The organism is Agaribacillus sp. DX54 (assembly GCF_056858335.1).
Genome location: NZ_JBXEQE010000028.1, coordinates 68,474 through 88,067, shown reverse-complemented (window position 1 = coordinate 88,067; position 19,594 = coordinate 68,474). Strand labels below are relative to the sequence as shown.

At 40.6% G+C, this 19,594-nt stretch carries 27 protein-coding genes; 18 read left to right on the top strand and 9 right to left on the bottom strand.

What is annotated here, in order from left to right; all coding sequences use genetic code 11:
* Together AC04NP_RS23490 and AC04NP_RS23485 are read left to right on the top strand one after the other, a co-directional pair.
* On the top strand, positions 1 to 249 hold a 249-nt coding region (locus AC04NP_RS23490; RefSeq protein WP_482862424.1), incomplete at its 5' end, for a hypothetical protein.
* Between the two features lies 1 nt (position 250).
* The gene (locus AC04NP_RS23485; RefSeq protein WP_482862423.1) at positions 251 to 475 is read left to right on the top strand and encodes a hypothetical protein; all 225 of its coding nucleotides are present in this window, start codon (positions 251 to 253) and stop codon (positions 473 to 475) included.
* 253 nt (positions 476 to 728) lie between these two features.
* On the opposite strand, the gene AC04NP_RS23480 is transcribed toward AC04NP_RS23485, so the two are convergent.
* Genes AC04NP_RS23480 through AC04NP_RS23470 form a run of 3 tightly spaced genes read right to left on the bottom strand, consistent with a single transcriptional unit; the run spans position 729 to position 1,608 of the window.
* The gene (locus tag AC04NP_RS23480) at positions 729 to 1,061 is read right to left on the bottom strand and encodes a type II toxin-antitoxin system RelE/ParE family toxin (protein ID WP_482862422.1); all 333 of its coding nucleotides are present in this window, start codon (positions 1,059 to 1,061) and stop codon (positions 729 to 731) included.
* On the bottom strand, positions 1,051 to 1,257 hold the full coding sequence (locus tag AC04NP_RS23475) for a hypothetical protein (protein WP_482862421.1): 207 nt from the start codon (positions 1,255 to 1,257) through the stop codon (positions 1,051 to 1,053). The genes AC04NP_RS23480 and AC04NP_RS23475 overlap by 11 nt, the downstream gene beginning before the upstream one ends.
* Positions 1,258 to 1,272: 15 nt before the next feature.
* Positions 1,273 to 1,608, bottom strand: coding sequence for a helix-turn-helix domain-containing protein (locus AC04NP_RS23470; protein ID WP_482862420.1), 336 nt, complete (start codon positions 1,606 to 1,608; stop codon positions 1,273 to 1,275).
* Between the two features lie 183 nt (positions 1,609 to 1,791).
* Between AC04NP_RS23470 and AC04NP_RS23465 the strand changes: the two genes are divergently transcribed.
* From AC04NP_RS23465 to AC04NP_RS23405, 13 genes are all read left to right on the top strand, one after another.
* Positions 1,792 to 1,923, top strand: coding sequence for a SymE family type I addiction module toxin (locus AC04NP_RS23465; protein WP_482862419.1), 132 nt, complete (start codon positions 1,792 to 1,794; stop codon positions 1,921 to 1,923).
* On the top strand, positions 1,923 to 2,573 hold the full coding sequence (locus AC04NP_RS23460; protein ID WP_482862418.1) for a CHC2 zinc finger domain-containing protein: 651 nt from the start codon (positions 1,923 to 1,925) through the stop codon (positions 2,571 to 2,573). Before AC04NP_RS23465 ends, AC04NP_RS23460 begins: the two co-directional genes overlap by 1 nt.
* Positions 2,574 to 2,581: 8 nt before the next feature.
* Positions 2,582 to 3,196 carry a hypothetical protein gene (locus tag AC04NP_RS23455; protein WP_482862416.1) on the top strand — a complete coding sequence of 205 codons (615 nt, stop codon included), beginning with the start codon at positions 2,582 to 2,584 and terminating at the stop codon, positions 3,194 to 3,196.
* Between the two features lie 51 nt (positions 3,197 to 3,247).
* On the top strand, positions 3,248 to 4,105 hold the full coding sequence (locus AC04NP_RS23450; RefSeq protein ID WP_482862415.1) for a tyrosine-type recombinase/integrase: 858 nt from the start codon (positions 3,248 to 3,250) through the stop codon (positions 4,103 to 4,105).
* Complete coding sequence (locus tag AC04NP_RS23445; RefSeq protein ID WP_482862414.1) at positions 4,102 to 4,950, top strand: tyrosine-type recombinase/integrase; 849 nt, start codon at positions 4,102 to 4,104, stop codon at positions 4,948 to 4,950. Before AC04NP_RS23450 ends, AC04NP_RS23445 begins: the two co-directional genes overlap by 4 nt.
* Before the next feature lie 48 nt (positions 4,951 to 4,998).
* Entirely contained in the window at positions 4,999 to 5,241 is a 243-nt protein-coding gene (locus AC04NP_RS23440) for a hypothetical protein (RefSeq protein ID WP_482862413.1), read from the top strand.
* A gap of 5 nt (positions 5,242 to 5,246) precedes the next feature.
* Complete coding sequence (locus AC04NP_RS23435; protein ID WP_482862412.1) at positions 5,247 to 5,534, top strand: type II toxin-antitoxin system RelE/ParE family toxin; 288 nt, start codon at positions 5,247 to 5,249, stop codon at positions 5,532 to 5,534.
* A 308-nt stretch (positions 5,535 to 5,842) separates the two neighbouring features.
* Entirely contained in the window at positions 5,843 to 6,184 is a 342-nt protein-coding gene (locus tag AC04NP_RS23430; RefSeq protein WP_482862411.1) for a hypothetical protein, read from the top strand.
* 646 nt (positions 6,185 to 6,830) lie between these two features.
* Entirely contained in the window at positions 6,831 to 6,980 is a 150-nt protein-coding gene (locus AC04NP_RS23425; protein WP_482862410.1) for a hypothetical protein, read from the top strand.
* The gene (locus AC04NP_RS23420) at positions 6,977 to 7,192 is read left to right on the top strand and encodes a SymE family type I addiction module toxin (protein WP_482862409.1); all 216 of its coding nucleotides are present in this window, start codon (positions 6,977 to 6,979) and stop codon (positions 7,190 to 7,192) included. The genes AC04NP_RS23425 and AC04NP_RS23420 overlap by 4 nt, the downstream gene beginning before the upstream one ends.
* A gap of 175 nt (positions 7,193 to 7,367) precedes the next feature.
* The gene (locus AC04NP_RS23415) at positions 7,368 to 7,691 is read left to right on the top strand and encodes a type II toxin-antitoxin system RelE/ParE family toxin (RefSeq protein WP_482862408.1); all 324 of its coding nucleotides are present in this window, start codon (positions 7,368 to 7,370) and stop codon (positions 7,689 to 7,691) included.
* Positions 7,678 to 7,977 (top strand): helix-turn-helix domain-containing protein, encoded by a 300-nt coding sequence (locus tag AC04NP_RS23410; protein WP_482862407.1) that lies wholly within the window; start codon positions 7,678 to 7,680, stop codon positions 7,975 to 7,977. Before AC04NP_RS23415 ends, AC04NP_RS23410 begins: the two co-directional genes overlap by 14 nt.
* 248 nt (positions 7,978 to 8,225) lie before the next feature.
* Positions 8,226 to 8,705, top strand: a complete 480-nt coding sequence (locus tag AC04NP_RS23405) for a sulfatase/phosphatase domain-containing protein (RefSeq protein WP_482862406.1) — start codon at positions 8,226 to 8,228, stop codon at positions 8,703 to 8,705.
* Positions 8,706 to 8,910: 205 nt separating this feature from the next.
* Here AC04NP_RS23405 and AC04NP_RS23400 read toward each other — a convergent pair whose 3' ends face one another.
* Together AC04NP_RS23400 and AC04NP_RS23395 are read right to left on the bottom strand one after the other, a co-directional pair.
* Entirely contained in the window at positions 8,911 to 9,591 is a 681-nt protein-coding gene (locus AC04NP_RS23400) for a hypothetical protein (RefSeq protein WP_482862404.1), read from the bottom strand.
* A gap of 19 nt (positions 9,592 to 9,610) precedes the next feature.
* On the bottom strand, positions 9,611 to 9,889 hold the full coding sequence (locus AC04NP_RS23395; protein ID WP_482862402.1) for a hypothetical protein: 279 nt from the start codon (positions 9,887 to 9,889) through the stop codon (positions 9,611 to 9,613).
* A 214-nt stretch (positions 9,890 to 10,103) separates the two neighbouring features.
* Between AC04NP_RS23395 and AC04NP_RS23390 the strand changes: the two genes are divergently transcribed.
* Positions 10,104 to 10,778: a hypothetical protein gene (locus tag AC04NP_RS23390; protein ID WP_482862401.1), complete on the top strand. Its 675-nt coding sequence runs from the start codon at positions 10,104 to 10,106 to the stop codon at positions 10,776 to 10,778.
* A gap of 402 nt (positions 10,779 to 11,180) precedes the next feature.
* On the opposite strand, the gene AC04NP_RS23385 is transcribed toward AC04NP_RS23390, so the two are convergent.
* From AC04NP_RS23385 to AC04NP_RS23375, 3 genes are all read right to left on the bottom strand, one after another.
* Complete coding sequence (locus AC04NP_RS23385; protein WP_482862400.1) at positions 11,181 to 11,924, bottom strand: hypothetical protein; 744 nt, start codon at positions 11,922 to 11,924, stop codon at positions 11,181 to 11,183.
* Between the two features lie 919 nt (positions 11,925 to 12,843).
* Positions 12,844 to 15,531, bottom strand: a complete 2,688-nt coding sequence (locus tag AC04NP_RS23380) for a DUF4249 family protein (RefSeq protein ID WP_482862398.1) — start codon at positions 15,529 to 15,531, stop codon at positions 12,844 to 12,846.
* Positions 15,532 to 15,596: 65 nt separating this feature from the next.
* Positions 15,597 to 16,073 carry a carboxypeptidase-like regulatory domain-containing protein gene (locus AC04NP_RS23375; protein WP_482862396.1) on the bottom strand — a complete coding sequence of 159 codons (477 nt, stop codon included), beginning with the start codon at positions 16,071 to 16,073 and terminating at the stop codon, positions 15,597 to 15,599.
* 1,146 nt (positions 16,074 to 17,219) lie between these two features.
* Here AC04NP_RS23375 and AC04NP_RS23370 point away from each other — a divergent pair.
* The gene (locus AC04NP_RS23370; protein WP_482862395.1) at positions 17,220 to 18,014 is read left to right on the top strand and encodes a tetratricopeptide repeat protein; all 795 of its coding nucleotides are present in this window, start codon (positions 17,220 to 17,222) and stop codon (positions 18,012 to 18,014) included.
* A gap of 231 nt (positions 18,015 to 18,245) precedes the next feature.
* On the opposite strand, the gene AC04NP_RS23365 is transcribed toward AC04NP_RS23370, so the two are convergent.
* On the bottom strand, positions 18,246 to 18,977 hold the full coding sequence (locus tag AC04NP_RS23365) for a hypothetical protein (RefSeq protein ID WP_482862394.1): 732 nt from the start codon (positions 18,975 to 18,977) through the stop codon (positions 18,246 to 18,248).
* A gap of 318 nt (positions 18,978 to 19,295) precedes the next feature.
* Here AC04NP_RS23365 and AC04NP_RS23360 point away from each other — a divergent pair, with 318 nt between their 5' ends.
* The gene (locus AC04NP_RS23360; protein ID WP_482862392.1) at positions 19,296 to 19,583 is read left to right on the top strand and encodes a hypothetical protein; all 288 of its coding nucleotides are present in this window, start codon (positions 19,296 to 19,298) and stop codon (positions 19,581 to 19,583) included.
* The last annotated feature ends 11 nt before the right edge of the window (positions 19,584 to 19,594 follow it).

The window sequence follows — 19,594 nt, the reverse complement described above, 5'->3', positions numbered from 1 at the left end:
GAAGTAAAAATAAGGGACGAAGTACTTGAATTTGGAGGTGATTTTGTAAAGAAAGATAAGGTTTTAACCATAAAGAACTTTGATGTTGATGGAAATATGACCAATAAACTTGGAATAACGAAAATAAAGGAGATTATGAGTGACTTTGATAGACAGCAGGGAGTTACAAAGGTTATTACAGAAGGAGCCCCAAGAACAACGGGAGCAAACACCGGTAAAATCACAAAATTAACTTTCGATGTGCAATAAAATGACAACAGTTAAATTTACAGGGTGGGAACCAAGTGTTAGAAAAATAAGATTTACAAGCCTATTGCATGAACAGGGAGGAATGTCTTTAAGAGATGCAAAAGATGCAAAGGATAAAATTGTAGGGGGTGGTGAGGTTGTAGAAATAGACTTTAAAGACCCGAATACAGCCAAATTAATTTATGAGCAAGCATCTAAAATAGGTGTAGTATGTGAATTAATATGAAATAATTGGGACGCCTCTAGCTGGTTGAAATAAGAAAAAGGATCTTCTAGTTCAAGCTTTTAAATTCGTATGTGAGAATTTTTCGGGATATTTTTTTAAGCACCATAAGCGATTTTTGCTTTAGATTCCCTAAGATATGTGTCAAATAATGTTGAATAGTATGGATTCTCTATAGCCCCCCGTTAAAGAATCATAGGTGTTATCGGCTATATAAGTTTTGTGTTTAAGGCAATCTGATGAACAATAAGCAGCCTCATTCCTCCTGAATATATTTAAGCAGTTCGATCAGTTCTTTATCGGAGATATTTTCTTGCCCGGATTTGTCATAGATTGAAAGCAGGTAGACCAGATTTCCAGCTACTTGCAGGTGTGTAATGACCCTAGCACCGCCTGATTTACCTTTACCTTTGGAAGTGACAGCCAGCCGGATTTTATAGCAATCCTTTCCGATAGGTGTTCCCTGTTTGGGGTCCTTTTCCAGGGCAGTGATCAGCTTTTCCAGGTCGTTTTTGACCGATCGGTACTTTTTTGCCAGCTTTTTGAGCCTATGCTCAAAATTATCAGTATAGAGAACCTCAAAGCTCATCAAGCAACTGCCTGGCGGATTTAAGCTTGATCTTTCCCTGCTTGGCCAGGTTTACCTGTTCAACAGCTTCTTTGAGTCCTTCCAGTACTTCGGCTTTGTAAGGGGTAATGGGCTTTGTCTTGACAAACTTAAAATTGCTGAGCAGTTCCATAATGAAATCCGCTTTGTCATCTTTTATGTCCAGTATTAATTTCATGCTTCAATATATTTATCAGGCAAAGGCCTTTTTGGTTTTAAAATTCTGGATTACGTTATCGATCAAAAAGAACAGGTGCTTTTTGGTATCCGGATCCAGTCGCTCGATATCTTCGATCCTTTTAAGCACCTCTTTGTCATAACTTGAAAGCTTACCTTCACCGACCAGGAAATCCACGCTGACGTTAAAGACTTTGGCCAGTTTTAAGAGTACCTCAATAGAAGGGGTATTGGCATTTCTTTCATAGTTTCCGATGATCGTGCGTGAAGCGCCGATCTTATCAGCCAGCCCCTGCTGGGACAAGTTTTGCTGCTTGCGCAATTGAATAATACGTTCTCCAATGTTCAACATGATTACCTAAAGTCAAGTAATTTTCCTATATAGAAACAAATTTAGGCAAAAAAACTTGGCAAAAGAAATAATCATTTTTTATAAAAAAGGAAAAAGATATATACATTTGCAAAATAAGTTTTACATGAAAAAAATTATGGATAGAAAAAAGATAAAGCTTTAGGCTTGTAAAATGCACCTTTAGTGGGGAATCAGAAGGTTATTCCGGAGCTGCGGATCGCGGGCAACTGGCTGGCCGACCATGGCTTTAAGGCCGGCGCCCGGGTAGAAATTACCATCCGTCAAAACCAGCTCACCATCAAACCACTGCCCTGATGGACATCGCCTTGCTGAAACAGCACCTGGACATCATAGAAGTAGCTACCCGGCTGGGGATTGCAGTGGATAAACATAGCAAGGCACATTGCCCTTTCCATGATGATAAGACCCCGAGCCTTCAGTTCAGCCAGGAAAAGCAGATAGCGACCTGTTTTAGCAGTAACTGCACAGCCGGCACGATGGATGTGATTGCTTTGACAGAAAGAAAGCTACAGCTTACCACCCCCCAGGCCTTGAAATACCTCAGCGAAAAAGCGGGCCTGCCATCAACGCCAAAAGTGAAACAGCAAAAAGCCACCAATATAGTCTCCCCGGGCGTCACTCCTGATTACGGGCAGGATTTTGAGATGATGCAAAACAGTCTATTGAGCAGCCGCACGGCCAGGGATTACTTAAAGCTGCGGGGCCTGGAGAAGTTAATAAAAGGTGGCCCTTCAGTGGGCTACAATGCGTTTAAAAACAGCCGGTTCAGCTATTTGCGTGGCTGTATTGTTTTTGGCCTGAAAGATGAGGCCGGTAAAACCGTATCGCTGTATGGGCGGTCGGTGATCGCGGATAGCCAAAAGACCAGGCAAGGGCGGCAGCACAAACATTTTTATACACCCCGCCGGCGGGGGAGAAACTGGGCCTACGCCCGGACCTTTTAAGCGTAGAGTTGGGGACGCTGACCGACCACCTTGAAACTTACAGGGAACAAACCCTTGCCGGAGCGCAGCAAAAGATAGCCCCTCCGGCGGTCACCCTGAGCGGGGAAGAGCAGCAGAAAGCTATCGCCTTTTTAAGTGCGCCGGACCTGATGGGGCGGCTGAATACACTGATCGGTCAGGCCGGGGTAACGGGCGAGGAGCAGAGCCGGCTGTTTTTGTTTGGGATTGCAGCCAGCTATAAGATGGATGCGCCGCTTCATGCGCTGATCCAGGAGAGCAGCGGCAGTGGCAAGACGCATTTGCTGGTGAAAATATCGAGCTTCATCCCTGATGAAGACCGCAAACACTTCACGCGTGTGACCGAAGGGAGCTTTTACAACTATGGCAAATATGACCTTGCGCATAAACTGATCTGTTTAGAGGATTTGGACGGGATGAAAGAAGAAGCTTATCTGGCCTTCCGCGAGCTGCAGAGCCGTGGGATGATCGTGAGCAGCACCAGTGGTAAAGACGATCAGTGCAACATCCGGGCGATAGAGAAAACCGTGCAGGGGCAGTTAGACCAGCTGGGTCGCCAGGGAAGACAGAAAAAGTGCTTTCATGAAGCGTACAGGCAGATTTAAGGGGTTACAGGTGGCTGGCGACCCGTGACCCAGGGAAATACAAAGGGGCCTATGAAAAAAACAAGGATGATACAGCAGTTCAGGGAACATTTAACAAGGTTAGGGTACAGCAAAAGCAGCGTGCAGATGCTGCCTGCCTGTGTGGGGGAATTTTTACACTTCCAGGGCTATAAACCACCGGGTACGGTCACCCCCCAGGACATTATGCGTTATTATGCCTACCTGCAGGAGCGTCCCAACCGGCGTCGTAAAGGGGGCTTAAGCGAGCGTTTTATCGCTCACCACCTTTACAGCCTGAAGCTGTTTTTTGGCTGGCAGCTGCACACAGGCCAGATCAGCGGGGATCCCACCAGCAGCCTTGCGTTTCCCAAGCCGCATTCAAGGCCCTTGGAGGTGCTCACCACCGCAGAGGTGGAAACACTTTACGCAGCCTGTGGGACATTAAAAGAGCGGGCCCTACTTAGCTTGTTTTACGGGTGTGGGTTGAGAAAGTCAGAAGGCGAGCGCCTGAATATGGGAGATGTCCATTTTAGGAGCGGGGTGGTGTATGTCCGGGCAGGCAAAGGGGGCAAAAGGCGGGTAGTACCTTTGTCAGCCAGGGTGAACAAAGACCTGCAGGATTATGTATTGAATGAACGTTATAGCCAGCCAAATGAAAGCGCCTTTCTGTGTAACTGTCATGGGAGGCGTGCCAGGGGCAATAGCATGAACAGGCTGCTGAAAAAGGTGCTAAACCGGACAGGGATCACTAAACCGATCAGCTTGCATAACCTGAGACACTCGGTGGCGACCCATCTTTTAGCAAATGGGATGACAGTGGAGCAGGTGCGTGATTTTTTAGGGCACAAACACCTTGAGTCCACCCAGCTCTACACCCGCATCAACCCTAAACAACTGCATCAACTATGAGCCTGCAAGAATACCTACAGCAAAGACATGCCGGGGGCACGGTAAAACGTTACCTTCGGGAAATAAGGTTGTTTGTTGCCTGGGTAGAAAACCCTGAGCGGGCCAGCTATCAGCAGGTGATGGATTATATAGGCGAGTTAAGGCACAGTGGGCTGGATGCAAACCCGCCCCTTTGTGCGATTAAGCAATATTACAGCTACCTGGTAGCTGAGGGCATCCGGGGTGACCATCCTGCAAAGTCAATCCGGTTAAGGGACAAAAGAAAGAAGGACATCCAGTTACAGGACTTGTTTAAAGCCGAAGAACTGGCGCTGCTGCTGGACAGAAAAGAGCGCTACCCGATCCTTAAAAATCGCAATCAGATCATTATCAGTTTACTGATCTGGCAGGGGCTTACTAATGGAGAGGTCAAAAACCTGGAGGTGGGAGACATCCACCTGGAAGCAGGCACGGTCTACATCAAAGCACAGCGCAAGACTGGCGCCAGGACGTTGAAGCTACAGCCAAGACAGGTGTACTGGTTGATGCACTACATCGGGGAAGACCGCCCCCGGCTCCTGAAAGTCCAGACCCAAAAACTGATTATCAGCAAGGCAGGCAATCCCGAAAACGGGGAAGGGATCAGCTATTTAATCGAGTGTTGCCGGCATCTTTTTCCCGATAGAAAGCTGAATGCAAAAACGATAAGACAATCAGTGATTGCCAACCTGTTAAAATCGGGGAATGACCTGAGAGTAGTCCAGACTTTTGCGGGCCACAAATACCCGAGCGCTACGGAGCGCTACAAGCAAACACAAGTAGAACAATTAAAACAAGCGGTACTAAAACACCATCCGTTGCAGTGAAACGGAAAAGTCGGTAAAAAACGTTATTTTTGAGTAAAGCTAAATTATATGGACATACAATCAGAGAAATTAAATTTAATCCGGTGGTTAGCAGGCATTGAGGATATTAAGCTCATCCATCAATTAAAAGTATGGCAAAGGTCTACGGAGGTTAAGGAAACTACTACTTTAACAGAAGGGGAAAAATCGGCGATTGATCAAGGGCTAAAGTCCATTAAACAGGGGCGGGTTAAGTCAGATGATCAAGTGAAGCAATCGACCCAGGATAAGTACCCGGATCTTTTTAAATAGGTTTTATGGAAATTATCTGGTCCGGGGAAGCTGCAGAGGATTATCATCAAAACATCGAGTATTTATTAGAACATTGGTCGGAAAAATCGGCTACGAATTTTATCAATGAAGTAGGGTCTGTTCTTGAAATCATTAAAGAGCGGCCAGAGGTTTATCCGTTGAGTGGATACCGTTCAGTCAGGAAAGCGGTTATACGGAAGCAAATCACACTTTTTTATAAGGTAGAAGGGACCCGTATTTACCTTGTGAGATTTTGGAACAATTATCAAAATCAGGAATCTATGAAACTATAGCCGTTCCCCATTCCCACCGCTCGTGGCCGCCCCTTTACCCCCGGGCCGTCGCACAGGGCCCGCGCAAAGCCAGGATTAGCCGTTGTAGACCAGTCAGGAAGCTTGCTTGGAGCATCCCGGCTCAGGGTAAAAATCGATGGCGCTCAAGGTAAATAAAGATGTTCATCCGGATTTTTACCCCTCCCCGGAATGTTGACCTTTTTCTTTTTTCATTAGAATCTGCTGCCAGAAAAGAAAAAACTGTTAACTTAGGCCAGCGCCCTGAGTGGGTGTGAACATTCTTTAAAAAGTTGCGAGGAAGTAGCAAAATGAAAAGAAATTTAGTTTATGGCGTGATACTGCTTGCAGGTTTCATTTTTTTTGTATTCGGCTATGTTAGAGTAAGAGAAAAAAATGCAGTTGAAATTCTTAGCCAAAAAGCAGTAATCAATCAAACTAATTTATTTTTCAATCAGGCTATTACGGGAGAAATAATAGAGATTGATACTATGGAGAAGCGATTGGCAAAAGAATATATCGTAGAAAAATTCAATGATTTTCATTTGAAAGTATTCCCAAAGCGTTTTAGTGCAAATGATTTTTATGGATTTGAAATTAAGGTAGATTCGATATCAAGGAAAATTGCTTACATAGGAATTTACAAACCTTGAGTATTGTTTTACATCTTCGCTAACGCGTTGTTTGCCAAGAAGTAAAGCTCGGAATAAACTCTTTCACATGCTGTATATAAGATGGTGGCTGGCCCACTGGCGTTGTACAGGTAAAGCTTGCAAACCACTTCACTGTGTTGGAAGAGTAATCGTCCGGTACTGAGCGGTTGAAGAAAAAGTGTCGAGAAGGCATCAGGTAAGTATAAAAGAGACGAATGAAAATGAATCTCTGCTGAAGTATCGAAAAACCCATTGCAGTCAAAACTGAAATCTCATGCGATCCAAGAATAAGTATAGCGGTGACCTGTTTATTGGCTATGCGGCGGCTGTCATGAAGGAGACGTGACTTTTATACAGGCTTGTATATGAAACCCGGGAAGTCCTTTAGTGATGCCGGTTGTTGGTAAACCTTCTTCCTGTGGGGTGGGAAACAACAAAGAGGCATACCCCAATGCACTGAAGGAAGGCGGATAAACTCGTAGTTCGCGAAGGAACATCGATTCTTATTAAAGGTAAAAGAACATTTGATGAGCCTTGGGAGTTGGATGCTGTTTTTGACGGGTTCAATGCGTTTTTTAATGAAAAAACAGGTACTCGAAATACTAAAGTGACCAAGAATAATAGGTATGTATGAAAACCCAAACAGATGATAAAGTATTTAATTGTTGCATTAGGTTTGGTTTCATTAAAAGAATGTGAAAAGAAAAACAAAGAAAAAATTGGTTTTGAAAGAGAAGACTCGTCAATAAACGAGTATGAGAAAAAAGTTGTTTTGCTACAGGGAAAAGAAACTTGAAAATACAGGGCCATTACCGGCACAACAAGCAAGTCCCAGAACTGTGTTTAACAGGTGTGCGGATGGAGCAGTTGGGGTTCCACATCGGGGAGCGGGTAAGTGTCACCATGCGTGAGCGGCTGTTGATCATTGAACCGGCAGAAGAAAGGGATACCCATTACAAATTGGTGTTGCAGGATGTAAAGCTGACCCTTCAAAAATTACCCCGATGAACGTGGCAAATGCTCAGAGGTCAGTTGGATGTTATAGAAGTATCTCTCTTGGAGATTGCGGCGAACAAGGAGAGCAATTAAAAAAAGCAGTATTAAAACACCTTCCGCTAAAACAAAAAGGAACCAAAAGGTGTCGAAAAAAGGAACTAATTGGTTACTTTTTTCGCATAGTACTATGAGAATTATTGAAACATATAAAGACTACTTCTGGGAGTTTTATAACAAGCAAATAGGGGCAGTAAGGGAGAAAATAGATTATACATTGAATGTAGTAATGAATGTTCAGCATATCCCTGGGAGGTTTTTTAAACATGTGAATGACGGCATCTATGAAATAAGAATAAAGGTTGGCAGCGATATTTATAGAGTGTTTTGCTTTTCCGATGAAGGTAAACTTGCGATCTTATTGAACGGCTTCCGGAAGAAAAGCCAAAAAACACCGAGAAATGAAATAGAAAGGGCAAAACGAATAAGAAAGGAATATTATGAAGAAAAGTAATCCAAAAACAATTAATGAACATTTTAACCGGAAATATGGTGAATCAGGTACGAAGTCCAGGGCAGAATTTGAAGAAAAATCACAGGCATTTATGATCGCGGAACTGGTGAAAGAAGCCAGGGCAAAAGCTCATTTAACACAGGAAGAATTAGCTGATCGATTGAAGGTGAAGCGTAGCTACATATCAAAAATTGAACGTGCGGTAAGTGATATCAGGATTTCCACTTTAAGAAAGATAATAGAAGAAGGTTTGGGAGGGAAGCTTCATATAAGCGTGGAATTATAGTTTTAAGTTAAAATTGGATACATCAAACCTACCGCACATTGCCGTCCCTGGTCTCACGGCCGTCACACAGGGTCACCTGCACATCCACCCCGTAAGGTAAAGCAGGGTGCGGCATTAATTTTTTAAATGTAGATACTTTGGTATATAAAGTTGATAGAAAAATTGAAAAGAATGTGGTTATTGGGAAATGGTATTTAGAAAATCGCGGTTTTTGGCGTCCGGGTTTTGGATTTCCTGAATACGTTTAAGTGTTTTTTTATCAAATCAACGAAGGGCCTGGCATAGAGACAGGTAAGCGTGTGGAAGGAAATATTTACCTGCTTGATCTGCTACCGGCCTTGTGCGATCTGGCAGGAATAAAAATCCCCGATACTGTACAGGGAGTAAGTTTTAAACCTGTATTAGATGGAGAAAAGGAAACAGTTAGGGATGTGATGTATGGAGTATATAGTGGCGGTACAAAACCAGGGATGCGATGCGTAAAAAAAGAAGATCGGAAATTAATCAAATATGATCTCATGGATGGAACAATCCGGGAAACCCAGCGCTTCAACCTTACAGAAAACCCAAATGCATACATCGCCGAACACGGAAAATCCGGTGAAATGAAAACCAATTTGGCGGATAACCCAAAATTTGCGGATAAATTGGCAGAGATGGAAACATTATTACTGACACAGATGGAACTGCATGATGATCCTTACCGGCTGTGGAATCAGAATAAATAGTATCTCAGATTTATTCTGTGGTCTTGAGCCTGTTGAAATTGATGTACCCTAATACTCAACTTTAAAGCTTAAAAAGCAGGCTTCACAACCTAATTGTGGCATTATTTTGTCCAAATCCTTGATGAATCTCCAACCTATCTGTTGCTTTTCCTAAAAATAAAAAATCATGACAAGAGAAATTACCCGTCTTTTAGCCGTTGCCCATCTACCTGAAATGTTTAATTAGCTCTGCAAAGGGAATATACTTAGCGTGCTCCTGGTCGTTGTAAGCTTCAATAGCCACTTCATTCCCATCGGAAGATATTAACACATTGAGCTGGTTCAGGCGTATATTGTTTGCTACAGCAAAATCATGTAAATACAAACCGGCCTCGTCAACAGCTTTTCTCTCAATGCCAGGCATCTCTGAAAGCTCTTTTCCTGCAAAAATCTGTACTAACTCGCTTACCGGGACCTCCTTGAGTAGCTTACTATTGTGATGAAGATATACCCGAAGATCAACACCTTTCAGATTGATCCATGTTAATATTTGAGCTAATGGAACCCCTTCCTGTCTTGAAATGTTTTCTAAATAACGAACGACATTTTTTGTAACCTGTTTTTCATGGCCAAAGGGATCAATTGTTATCCTTTCCAGATAACTTTTAATTCGTTGTTTTATCCCTGGTTTTTTATTCTTGAGCCCAAGCCTTTGCTGATTATGTAGTATATCGGGGTGCTTAGTCAGACATAGATTGGCTGATATACTGAATGCTGAAGGGCTGCAGTATTTTTCACTGCCCTTTTTACCGTTTAAGCCAACTTCCTGACTTAACTGTTTAACTGCTAACCTTAGCTCCCGAACGACTCGGTGCAAGGCTTCATCAATTTCGATTCCCATTTTCATATCAAATGAAGATTAAGCTTTAGTGATTAAACTTGATACCGGTCTGTTCCGCATTGTCTTCCAAAAGTCTTCTTGCTTTTTGTTTTCGGGATTGGTCTTGAAGATTAACTTCCTGGAGCACTTCCAGGGCAGCGTCGTAAATTTTCAAAGCGTTGTTATTCCTGATTTTCTCCCTGTTAAAAAATTTGTAGATGGTGGTTCGGGACATATTCACTTTTTCAGCAATCAGGGTTATGTAGCTTGTCCCCAGTTGCATAAGTCTTTTTTGAAGCTCATCAATGTGCTTTTCTTCAATCATAATTATTACAGTTGTATGAAAAATTTGCAAAAGTTTTGTTCATTTTTTGTATTATTTGGTTATATTTGTTACCAATTGAAGTAACTTTTTACTTCAATATTTTTGAATTTTAAAACAATTATAAGAATAAGTTACCAAATACAGTAACAAAAGGACAAAAAAGTTACTGACATAAGTAACATTTGGATGAAAATTGCATCCTTTTTGGAGTTAAATGGAAAAAAGACCACAGGGAGCGAACAAAAAAAAGAAAAAATATGAACTGAAATTCTGGGATATAAAATTTCTGAAGGCCCTAAATCATATCATTAACGAAAACAAAAAAGCTGGTGTAGAGCCACAGGGAGTGAGGGAGATCAGTGAATTGATTTTTGGGAATTATAATACTATCAGTAAGATTCGAGGTTCAGGTGCAGGTATTAACATGGGTCAACTCATGAAATTTGCAACTATGTTTGGGCTCGACTACAATTACTTTTTCCGTGATGATAAAGAATTAACCTACGACCCTAATAGGAATAAAACTGCCCGCGCCAATGGTGGCAATCATATCCAAACCAGTGGGGGTGACATTCATGGTGACATTATAAAGGCAGATGTTTATAAGACCGGCGATGTATATAAATATATTCAAAGGGCTAAGAATATTGTAAATAACTATCCTGTTGAAATAAAGCAGCAGTTTTCTGAAGTAATTGAGGACCTTCAGCGTGAAACAAAAAAAATGGAAACCACCATTAAAGATGAGGCTGAGTATATAAAAAAAATTTCAGAAAGTTATGAAATCCAAATGCGCGATCTTCGCAATCAACTAAAAGAAAAGTCTGACTCCGAAAATGAAATAATGAAGAAATATATTACACTGTTGGAACAAATGACTAAAAAATAGTATTATTCATATGGCCTTTTCCTACTGACGACTCTTTGCAAGAGAGATTAAGAAGAGGCATTTTTACTATTATTTGTCAGGATTGACTTTTGTTCCTTTCATATCACTCAAGTCCTGTTATTTTCTGCGGATGGGAGCAACGCTGTTGGAAAACTACTATGTAACTTCATTTCTTAATCTGGCACAAGCGTCCCTTGGGTGTTGCACAACTCAAGCATATGCTTATATTTTCATTTTATAGCCGAAAACCTCTGTGTCTCTTTGTGCCTCCGTGGTTAACCATTTTTCACCACGGAGACACTAAGGAACAAAGAGACACCAAGAATTTTGTCGAAAACGTTGTGCTACATTTAGTCTGCATAGCTGCTAATGTATGGCATGTTTATGGTCGTTATATTCAATTTATAAACTGAACATACTGTCCTTCATTGCGATGTTAAGCTCTAAATCAAGGTAATCGAATGCTTGATTCAGTTCATCATCGACGTATACACGCACCCTGGATGGCATGTAAACACCACTCACTTTCTGGTAATCCTCATAAATCTTGTAACTAGCCGGGGTACGTGAATGTGCATACAGGTTATTAGAATGTTTTTCAAAGTAAAAAAAACTTGTGCCGTCATTATATTCCGAATGGTATTTGAATTTGAAACATTTTTTGCCATAAAACACATCCTCACCCAGAAATTCTAACCTTGAATCCCTGTATGCATCCATGATCAAATTTGCAACTTGAAAATTATAAAACTTTAAATTATGAATATGGCCATCTTTTTTGTCTTTCTCAATTTCTCGTTTAAGGCCATGTTTCTCACTATAATATATTTCGCGCCTCTCATTTGATAAAGCTATCATCGAAAGTGAATTATCTCTGTAATGTTCACTTCTTAAAACTTCACCACGGCTTGTTTTTTTATAAAACTTATGTACAATACTGTATCTAACGGGTTGTCCTGATAATATATTAGGGCGACTATCGAAACTGGTGGACTTATAGGTCAGTTTAAAAGATGATAAGGAAGATAGCTTCTCAGCATTTACCTTCCTTAGATAATTTATGATAATAGTATCCGAAGCAAGCTGGGCGCTGATATTTTGTATAAACAAAAGCATCAAGATACTTATGATTAGCACTTTTTTCATCTATACATAATTTGAATTATGATGTGGCCGCTTCAGACTGAGAGGCCCCCCTTTTTTTAATTTAACAAGTACTCTGACAATAACACTGACTATTACATGCATCGATTAGATTATTAAGGCATGTTATGAAACTACAATACTCACTATTCGGTCCACAGCTATTTTCGCAGCCTATCAAGGCACTTGCATGACAATCGCTGCACCTGGGATCTGTACTACCACTCCCGGAACCACCCCTGAAATTTACTAATTCTTCTTGATTAAGCATCTTCTCAATGGACAAATTCAATTTACCTAGCTTTTTCATTTTTGCAAAGTTTTGATTTTGCCTACTCTGGTCTGCGGCGAGCAGGCTTTTTGGTTTTCGGCTTCCCCAGATGCTTCCTTTTAGCGCGCATTTTGGAAACATCCGGGCTAATATAAATGCCGCCAGCATATTATTTTTATACTGAGATAATTTCACAGAATTTTTTTAAGCTTTTTTATTGATACTTATCAACGCTTTGTCATCCAAAAGCTTACTTTCATGGCCAGTTTTCAATTTGCACGGAAACAAATAATAATAGCTCCTCCAATTCCGGTCGTATTCTACAGGAGGATCCCGCTGGCACGCTTTACACAAGCGCGTCCCCGGAGTTTGGCCTTTGACTGAATAAATCTACACTTTTTGAGATTTTCAAGAAAAATTTTCATGCTAAACTTGACTTGTTTTTCTCTGAACTCATTTCAGCCATGCTCCCTTCAAAGATGCGGTATTACAAATGCGGGTACGAGCTGGGCCATAATTTATAATACACCTTAAAATAAGCACACTTTACAAAAGCGCGCCAGGTGGTGTAGGCTTCGAGAAACTCTGAGGGAGGATAAATGACTTTCAGTTAATTGTATACGGTAAGTTCAACCTGCTTCTCTTCCGCAGTCATAATTGAATTTTTTTTGTTACCTGATTGCTTCCGGCAAAAACACCCAGCCCATTTTCGATATTGGAATAGATGGGCCGGAAATCCTGAAAATTAGGAAACAGGCTTCCTTCATTATTAGCCGCCCAGTCACTGTAGTCCCGGTAAGTATCCAGGTAGTTATATAATGGTTCATCAATGTTTCTTAGCGTTATCAATAGTGTTGGGTTGTCTGCTATTTTGGCGCTGTAAACAATACCCGTGACACTATTATTTTCCTGCTGCCCGTCAGACGGGTATAGGGTATCATCTGTCAATTGGGCATCAATTTGTAAATACCGGGGAGCAAATTGAGGATCAAGTTCATCATAAGCGTCACTTTCATAAAAACCATTACCCAAAGCAAAGAAGGTATAAAACCTATGATTGGAACGATTTCTCCATTCCACCTCAAAGTAGTAGTCATCTCCCTGATACTCCCCGGATATTTTTGGAATTTCAGGACTTGGAGGTATTATACAACTTCCTTGAATAGTACTGCCTTCTTTAGTTTTTATTGAAAGGAAGTATTCCCCTGATGGTGCAATATTCAAATAATTTCTTTCCGCTTCGTAGCGTTTTGATAGGGCATTATACGATAAAGTGTCCCCGGCCTTCCCATCATGAATGATGACTTGCGCATCTTTGATTAATGCAGAATCCTCGAAGGCTATCTGGCCTAAAGGTTGCGCGCTGTACAAATAGGCAACAAGCAGCGTGTCCTGTGGGGAGATCACAGAAGTCACCGATACCAGGTTGTCAACAAGCAAATCTTCCATTTCTACCCCGCTATCACAGCCGGGCATGAAGATGATAAAAGCAACGATCAATAAATATTTTTCTTTCAAAACTTTAACATTATAAGTAATACTGGGCAGAATAGGCAAAAAAGACTTTTTCCTTAGTACCATTCTTTGGCTATTGGTCGAAAAGTCATTTTCCCTTTCCAGGTAATAATAAAATGGGTTTTTGCGGTTATAGGCATTGAACAGGCCAAACTCCCAAAACCTTTCGTATTTTTTCTTTTTTTTATGAAATTGTACAGCCATGTCCAGGCGGTGATAACTTTCAGCCTTAAAACTATTTGTAGAACCGGCATAAGGTACAAGATCGGTTCCCCTGGTGCGGATTTCGTAAGTAACGGTATCTCCCCATACACCTTTTATATCGGCTCCTGTAGCAAAGTTTCCGTGATAAAACCCCTGCGGAACATTGAGAGGGTTACCGGCATTAAAGGTCCAGTTTGCGGATACATTTACTTTTGGCGACAATTTATACGAACCTGCCATGGATATGGCATGTCGCCTGTCTGTGTTGGCATAGAACCGTTTTCCTTGGTTGATATCGGCAAACTGGTTGATAGCCCAGGATAAGGTATAACTTATAAGCCCTTGTAGCCTGCCTTCATTCTTAGAAACCAAAAACTCCGTGCCATAAGACCACCCTTTCCCTGAACTTACATTTTCTTCCCAATCAATGTTCTCAGCGTCATCAACAGACAAGAAGGTAGCCCCGTCTTTATAAGTGATAATGTTTCTTAAATATTTGCGATAAGTTTCCACACTGATAAGTATGGATTTATGGGGTATATTCCCGGTGACCCCCAGAGCATATTGATCGGCTTGCACCGCCGGAGTATGCTGTGTGACAGGTACCCACAGGTCCGTTGGAAGTCCCAACCCGGTATTTGAGAGTAAATGCATATATTGGTTGGTTCTGCTATAGGCACTGTGGATAGCTGTACTTTCTGATAACTGAAAGTCCAGACTTATCCTGGGCTCAATATTAAAGTAGCTATCGGTATTTGCATCCAATACCCCGCCAAAGCGCGTGCCGAAATTGGTTGAAAGCTTGTTTGTAATTTGAAAATCATCTTCCCAATAAAAGGCGAATTCCACATTTTTGAATTCCTGGCTGCTTTCTATGGCTTGGTTGGTAGCGTCTGAAGCCCTATATCCTTTAGGTTGGTAGTGATGATGTATGATGAGTGCTCCAAATTTCAGATGGTGATTGTTGGAAAGAAAGTAGTCAAAATCCGTTTTGAAGGCGTAATCTCTTATGCCGGAAGAATTTTCCGACCGTTTTTCCGTCATTTGCCCGTCAAAAACCTTTGAAAAGCTGTCAGATAAAAGGAATTTATAGTCGCTAAATGGAAATACGGTATTTAAGCATAGTTTTTTGTTGAAAACGTGGTTCCATTGAACCGCAGTAGTGGCATTCTTCCAGCCAAGCTCCGAGTCGGATATAGAATGGGCATTTGATCTTTCAATTTTTTCTGTAACCCTTACTTTATCACTGGCATGGAAAGCACTCAAGGTAAGGTTATTCTTTTGATCAATGTCGATGTTTGCTTTGGCCACCAGGTCTGTGAGCTGGTACAGTGTTTTTGACTCATCTGCCATGAAAGGAGAAAGAAAAAGATCGAGGTAGCTTCTTCTGGCTGAAAGCAAAAACGAAGATTTACCCTTTTTAAGGGGGCCGTCTAAAGTGAACCGGCTGGAGAGCAATCCAATGCCACCGGCAGCCTTCGGTTTTTGTTTATTGCCGTCAAGGAGTTGAATATCGATAAAAGAAGATACCCTCCCTCCGTAACGGGCGGGCATCCGGGATTTCCAGAAATTTACATGTTTAATGGCATCGGCATTAAATACGGAAAAAAAGCCAAACAAATGATTGATATTATAGACCGTAGCGCCGTCCAGCAGGATCAGGTTTTGTCCTGCTGTGCCGCCCCTTACATTTTTCCCGTACTTCCTTCTATGCCTGCCTGTACACCCGGCAACACCTGTAAGGACTTGATCAGATCCTTTTCGCCTAGCAGGGCCGGCATTTTTTTGACCAAATGTAATGAGATATTGTTTTTGGCAAACCGGTTAGCATAAGTAGCATTTCCTTTGACGATGACTTCATCCAGTTCCAATACTGGCAGGTAAAAATTGATTACATGATCTTGTGTTGAATTCACTTTCATCTCAGAAGGCGTGTGCCCTACCATTGAGCAGACGAGTATCCAATCCTGATTGGCCTGCACCTGTAAGGAGTAAAATCCATTGCTATTAGAAAAAGTGCCTTTATTAGTACCTTTAATGGCAATACTGGCAAAAGGCAATACTTCATCACTGCCTGTTTGTTTAACCCACCCGTTGATTGTAATGGTTTGAGAGTAAGCACTGTTGAAGACAATGACAGAAAAAAATAAAATCCTTGTCATAATAAAAAAATAAAAGCGTCTATTACAGTATAGTAATAAACGCCTTCAATAATAAAAAATTATAAAGCTTTACAGGTTGGTGAATTCAAAACTGTCATCCCAATAATCATCAACAGATCTTGCCCTGTAGGGCCCGTCAATCCAAGTCCATTCTCGAATTGATCAGCTTGAAAATGAAATGTCTATCGATCTCTATGCAGTATTTGCATTAGAGAAAAAATAGTCCCGGCATAGAAAGCCTTGAGCCTCTCATAGCAATTAATTTTTATTATTATGTTAGTTTGCCGATCACGGATGAACGTTAAAATGGTGGTTAACAAAAGATGAGAAATTCCAAAGCCTACAGAACAATTTCGTCAATTATATTGCTTTTTGTGATATCCTATGAAAAGGTTGTGATTATTGTTACTTCTCTTCACCGCGATTTTTTACCCGGTCATTGGGCTAACTTCGAACTTACATTCAACATTTTTTTAAGTTGGTTAGTTAAAATTGGCCTATTTGCATTGGCATTCTTCCTAACGGATGTTCTGGTCTCCAAGCGCAAAAAAGCTCGATGAATTGTGTCCATTATATGATAAATACATTCAATGCCTAATAGTTGTGTTAAGAAATAAAGCTTAAATAAGCATCATTAAACCCTCGATAAAAACTGGGCCATTAGACTGCGGAAATACGCACCTATGTTGTCTATAATTTCAAAAACATAAAAATCTGTCAGATTTAGGGTTACAATACAGTGCGAATATGTATGTAAATGTATATGCCATAAATATGGACTATTTCCCAATAATTTTAATAACCCTTATTTTACTTTTAGCCTTCACCAGGGTTATTACTGTAGCTATTCATGAAATGGGTCATGCACTGGCCGGGTTAATCCTTTTAAGAGGCAATATCTCCATTTATATAGGATCATACGGTGATCCCAAAAAAGGCATCCATTTCCGTATTGGCAGATTAAAAGTTCATTTCAAGTACAACCCATTATTATGGAATTATGGTTTATGTGTTTCAAACCCAACGCAAACAACGCTGTTACGCCATTACCTGATTACTTGAGCCGGACCTTTGGCATCACTGATTACAACTTTTATCTGCCTGTTTCTTCTGATCGATCCCCATCCCCATAGTGCAATCAAGATTATGGCAATATTCCTGTTTTTTTCATCTGTTTTAGATTTTTTACAAAACACCAGACCTGACGAAAATCCTATCGTTTTACATGATGGGTCCATAACCTACAACGATGGTCAGACATTAAAACTTCTAAAAAGCTACAAGGGGGTTTATAAAGAAATAATTACGCTAACCGAGTATTATTCAAATAACAAAATTAAAGAGGGGATTAAATGTTTTGAAGATATGTATTCAGAAAAGAAAGACATAAATCTTCTCCGGGTGGGCATAAACATGTACATGAAAGATGAAAATTATGAAAAAGCCCGTGAATTATTTAATCAACTTCAAACCATGGCTACACTTACAGATAATGATTATTGTATCTATGCATTAGCTTATTCTTATTCGGAAGAACATTCGAAGGCCTTAGCACTTTATGATACATCATTGAAAATCAATCCAAAGAATTTTTATTCATTAAATAATCGCGGATATACGCTTAATTTGATGGGACAGTATGAGCATGCCATAAAAGATTTTGATGAAGCTATTGAGCTCAATCCGAAATTTGCTTATGCCTATAACAATCGCGGATTATCAAAGATTAAAACAGGGAATGAAAAGGATGGCTTGGATGACATAAAAAAATCGATGCAATTAGATGATAAAAATTCCTACGCTTATAAAAATTTAGGAATATACCATAAGGAAAAAGGAGAATTGGCACGCGCTATGGAATTTTTTCACAAAGCCAGGGAGATCGATCCAAAAACGCATGGATTAAAAGATTTAATTACAGAGACTGAAAATCAAATGTAGGACACTAAACTAATTGACCTCTATTAAAAACGGACCGCTAGCGAGATTCTCTTCACTTTATAAAAGATCAGGGTTGGTTTTAAAAAAAATCACCACCATCCAATCTCTGAATGAGCATTTATGCTGCTAAACTCCAAAAGATACTGATTTCTTTTTTGTATTCGGTTATTCATTTCTCGCAGTTTTACTATAATCTGTTTTCTTCGTGCCACGATGTTGGATTTGAATTGATTATGGAATTAAATCATCTAAATCAAAACCACCTGGTGTATTGATTCGCAAAATATTGTCCTCATAGGTCTTGAAGTATCTGGCTAAATTTTTATATGTTCGATTTTGAGAATCAACCATTTCATCAATTGACAATTGTTGATTTTGAAGGCGATCAAATGGTTCCTTCTGCCTTATCAAAACACATCTTCCGGCAATTGGATCATTTGCTGAGGAAACGCCTGTAAACAACCCCATTAATACTTTAGGAAATTCACTTTTACCCACTTTGTAAACATGATGAAAGGATTTTTTGGACTTTTCGGATTTCATGGTACAAAAGAGACAGCCATCAACCAACCTCAACCCTCCCACATACTCCCAATTTGGACCTTTCAAGGTTAAAATAACCTGATTTTCCTTTTCCACCACCCTTACGGGTGATCGAAGCAAAGTTCCTTCTTTACTTCTCTTTCTAACATAGGAATAATAGGATCCTTCTAATGATTTAAGTATCGGATCCAAGGGCATTTTAATATGATCCAGGAAGGTGTTGAAATTTTGATATGCCAAGAACTGGGCCAACTCATCCATTTTGTTAGGTGAGAGCCTTATTTCATCATCACCGGATCCTGATTTAACTCTTCCATACAGGTTATCATAAAGGTATTTCTGACTGATGGAGCCACCCACCAGCTCACTTATTCGTCCAAACCCATGGTGATCTAGTGACTCATTTGTTTTATGGGACAAATGTTCCAATAAATGTTTTATATCACTTTTTCTATAATTAACAGGCATAATGGTTAGAAGTAAATCTTGTGTAATTAAAGGTAATCTTTCTGCAATTACAAGTATTCCATGGGTACAACAAATCAAATGACCCTTCCCAAATTTGTATTGTTGATTGATCATTCACACCGGAGTATTGTTCGCGAAGATACTTCACTTGAAAGTCTTTACTGATTGGACAGCTAAAGCTCAAATGTGAGAGTCGGTGGAAGTCGTCCGGAAAGTAAGACTCCTCTCACACGAACTGGTTGAGCGCGACTGAATAATTGTAACATGTCGATGCCTGGTTATTTGGAATCCTTTTGGTTTCCGGCACAGGAATCCTCTTGCCTTTTCAGCCTTGCCCCAGCCCATGTCAAACCTAAAAAGTTAAATAACATGAAAAGTGTAAAATATATTTCAATACTGACTTTAATTTTCGGAGCGTTCGCATTTTCATGCGATGAGGAAGAGATATACCGGAGTGGAGGTGGAGACGATGAAGACGAGGATCCGGTGGAAATTCCGCCGCCACCACCGCCACCACCAGGTGCAAATACTGTCGAGATTGATTCACTTGGTATCTAAGTAAAAGCGGA

Excerpts from the sequence above, each read along its gene's own strand:
- AC04NP_RS23485 (WP_482862423.1), top strand. The coding sequence starts at position 251 with ATGACAACAGTTAAATTTACAGGGTGGGAACCAAGTGTTAGAAAAATA.
- AC04NP_RS23480 (WP_482862422.1), bottom strand. The coding sequence starts at position 1,061 with ATGAGCTTTGAGGTTCTCTATACTGATAATTTTGAGCATAGGCTCAAA.
- AC04NP_RS23475 (WP_482862421.1), bottom strand. The coding sequence starts at position 1,257 with ATGAAATTAATACTGGACATAAAAGATGACAAAGCGGATTTCATTATG.
- AC04NP_RS23470 (WP_482862420.1), bottom strand. The coding sequence starts at position 1,608 with ATGTTGAACATTGGAGAACGTATTATTCAATTGCGCAAGCAGCAAAAC.
- AC04NP_RS23460 (WP_482862418.1), top strand. The coding sequence starts at position 1,923 with ATGGACATCGCCTTGCTGAAACAGCACCTGGACATCATAGAAGTAGCT.
- AC04NP_RS23450 (WP_482862415.1), top strand. The coding sequence starts at position 3,248 with ATGAAAAAAACAAGGATGATACAGCAGTTCAGGGAACATTTAACAAGG.
- AC04NP_RS23445 (WP_482862414.1), top strand. The coding sequence starts at position 4,102 with ATGAGCCTGCAAGAATACCTACAGCAAAGACATGCCGGGGGCACGGTA.
- AC04NP_RS23440 (WP_482862413.1), top strand. The coding sequence starts at position 4,999 with ATGGACATACAATCAGAGAAATTAAATTTAATCCGGTGGTTAGCAGGC.
- AC04NP_RS23435 (WP_482862412.1), top strand. The coding sequence starts at position 5,247 with ATGGAAATTATCTGGTCCGGGGAAGCTGCAGAGGATTATCATCAAAAC.
- AC04NP_RS23430 (WP_482862411.1), top strand. The coding sequence starts at position 5,843 with ATGAAAAGAAATTTAGTTTATGGCGTGATACTGCTTGCAGGTTTCATT.
- AC04NP_RS23425 (WP_482862410.1), top strand. The coding sequence starts at position 6,831 with ATGATAAAGTATTTAATTGTTGCATTAGGTTTGGTTTCATTAAAAGAA.
- AC04NP_RS23415 (WP_482862408.1), top strand. The coding sequence starts at position 7,368 with ATGAGAATTATTGAAACATATAAAGACTACTTCTGGGAGTTTTATAAC.
- AC04NP_RS23410 (WP_482862407.1), top strand. The coding sequence starts at position 7,678 with ATGAAGAAAAGTAATCCAAAAACAATTAATGAACATTTTAACCGGAAA.
- AC04NP_RS23400 (WP_482862404.1), bottom strand. The coding sequence starts at position 9,591 with ATGAAAATGGGAATCGAAATTGATGAAGCCTTGCACCGAGTCGTTCGG.
- AC04NP_RS23395 (WP_482862402.1), bottom strand. The coding sequence starts at position 9,889 with ATGATTGAAGAAAAGCACATTGATGAGCTTCAAAAAAGACTTATGCAA.
- AC04NP_RS23390 (WP_482862401.1), top strand. The coding sequence starts at position 10,104 with ATGGAAAAAAGACCACAGGGAGCGAACAAAAAAAAGAAAAAATATGAA.
- AC04NP_RS23385 (WP_482862400.1), bottom strand. The coding sequence starts at position 11,924 with ATGAAAAAAGTGCTAATCATAAGTATCTTGATGCTTTTGTTTATACAA.
- AC04NP_RS23375 (WP_482862396.1), bottom strand. The coding sequence starts at position 16,073 with ATGACAAGGATTTTATTTTTTTCTGTCATTGTCTTCAACAGTGCTTAC.
- AC04NP_RS23370 (WP_482862395.1), top strand. The coding sequence starts at position 17,220 with ATGGCAATATTCCTGTTTTTTTCATCTGTTTTAGATTTTTTACAAAAC.
- AC04NP_RS23360 (WP_482862392.1), top strand. The coding sequence starts at position 19,296 with ATGCCTGGTTATTTGGAATCCTTTTGGTTTCCGGCACAGGAATCCTCT.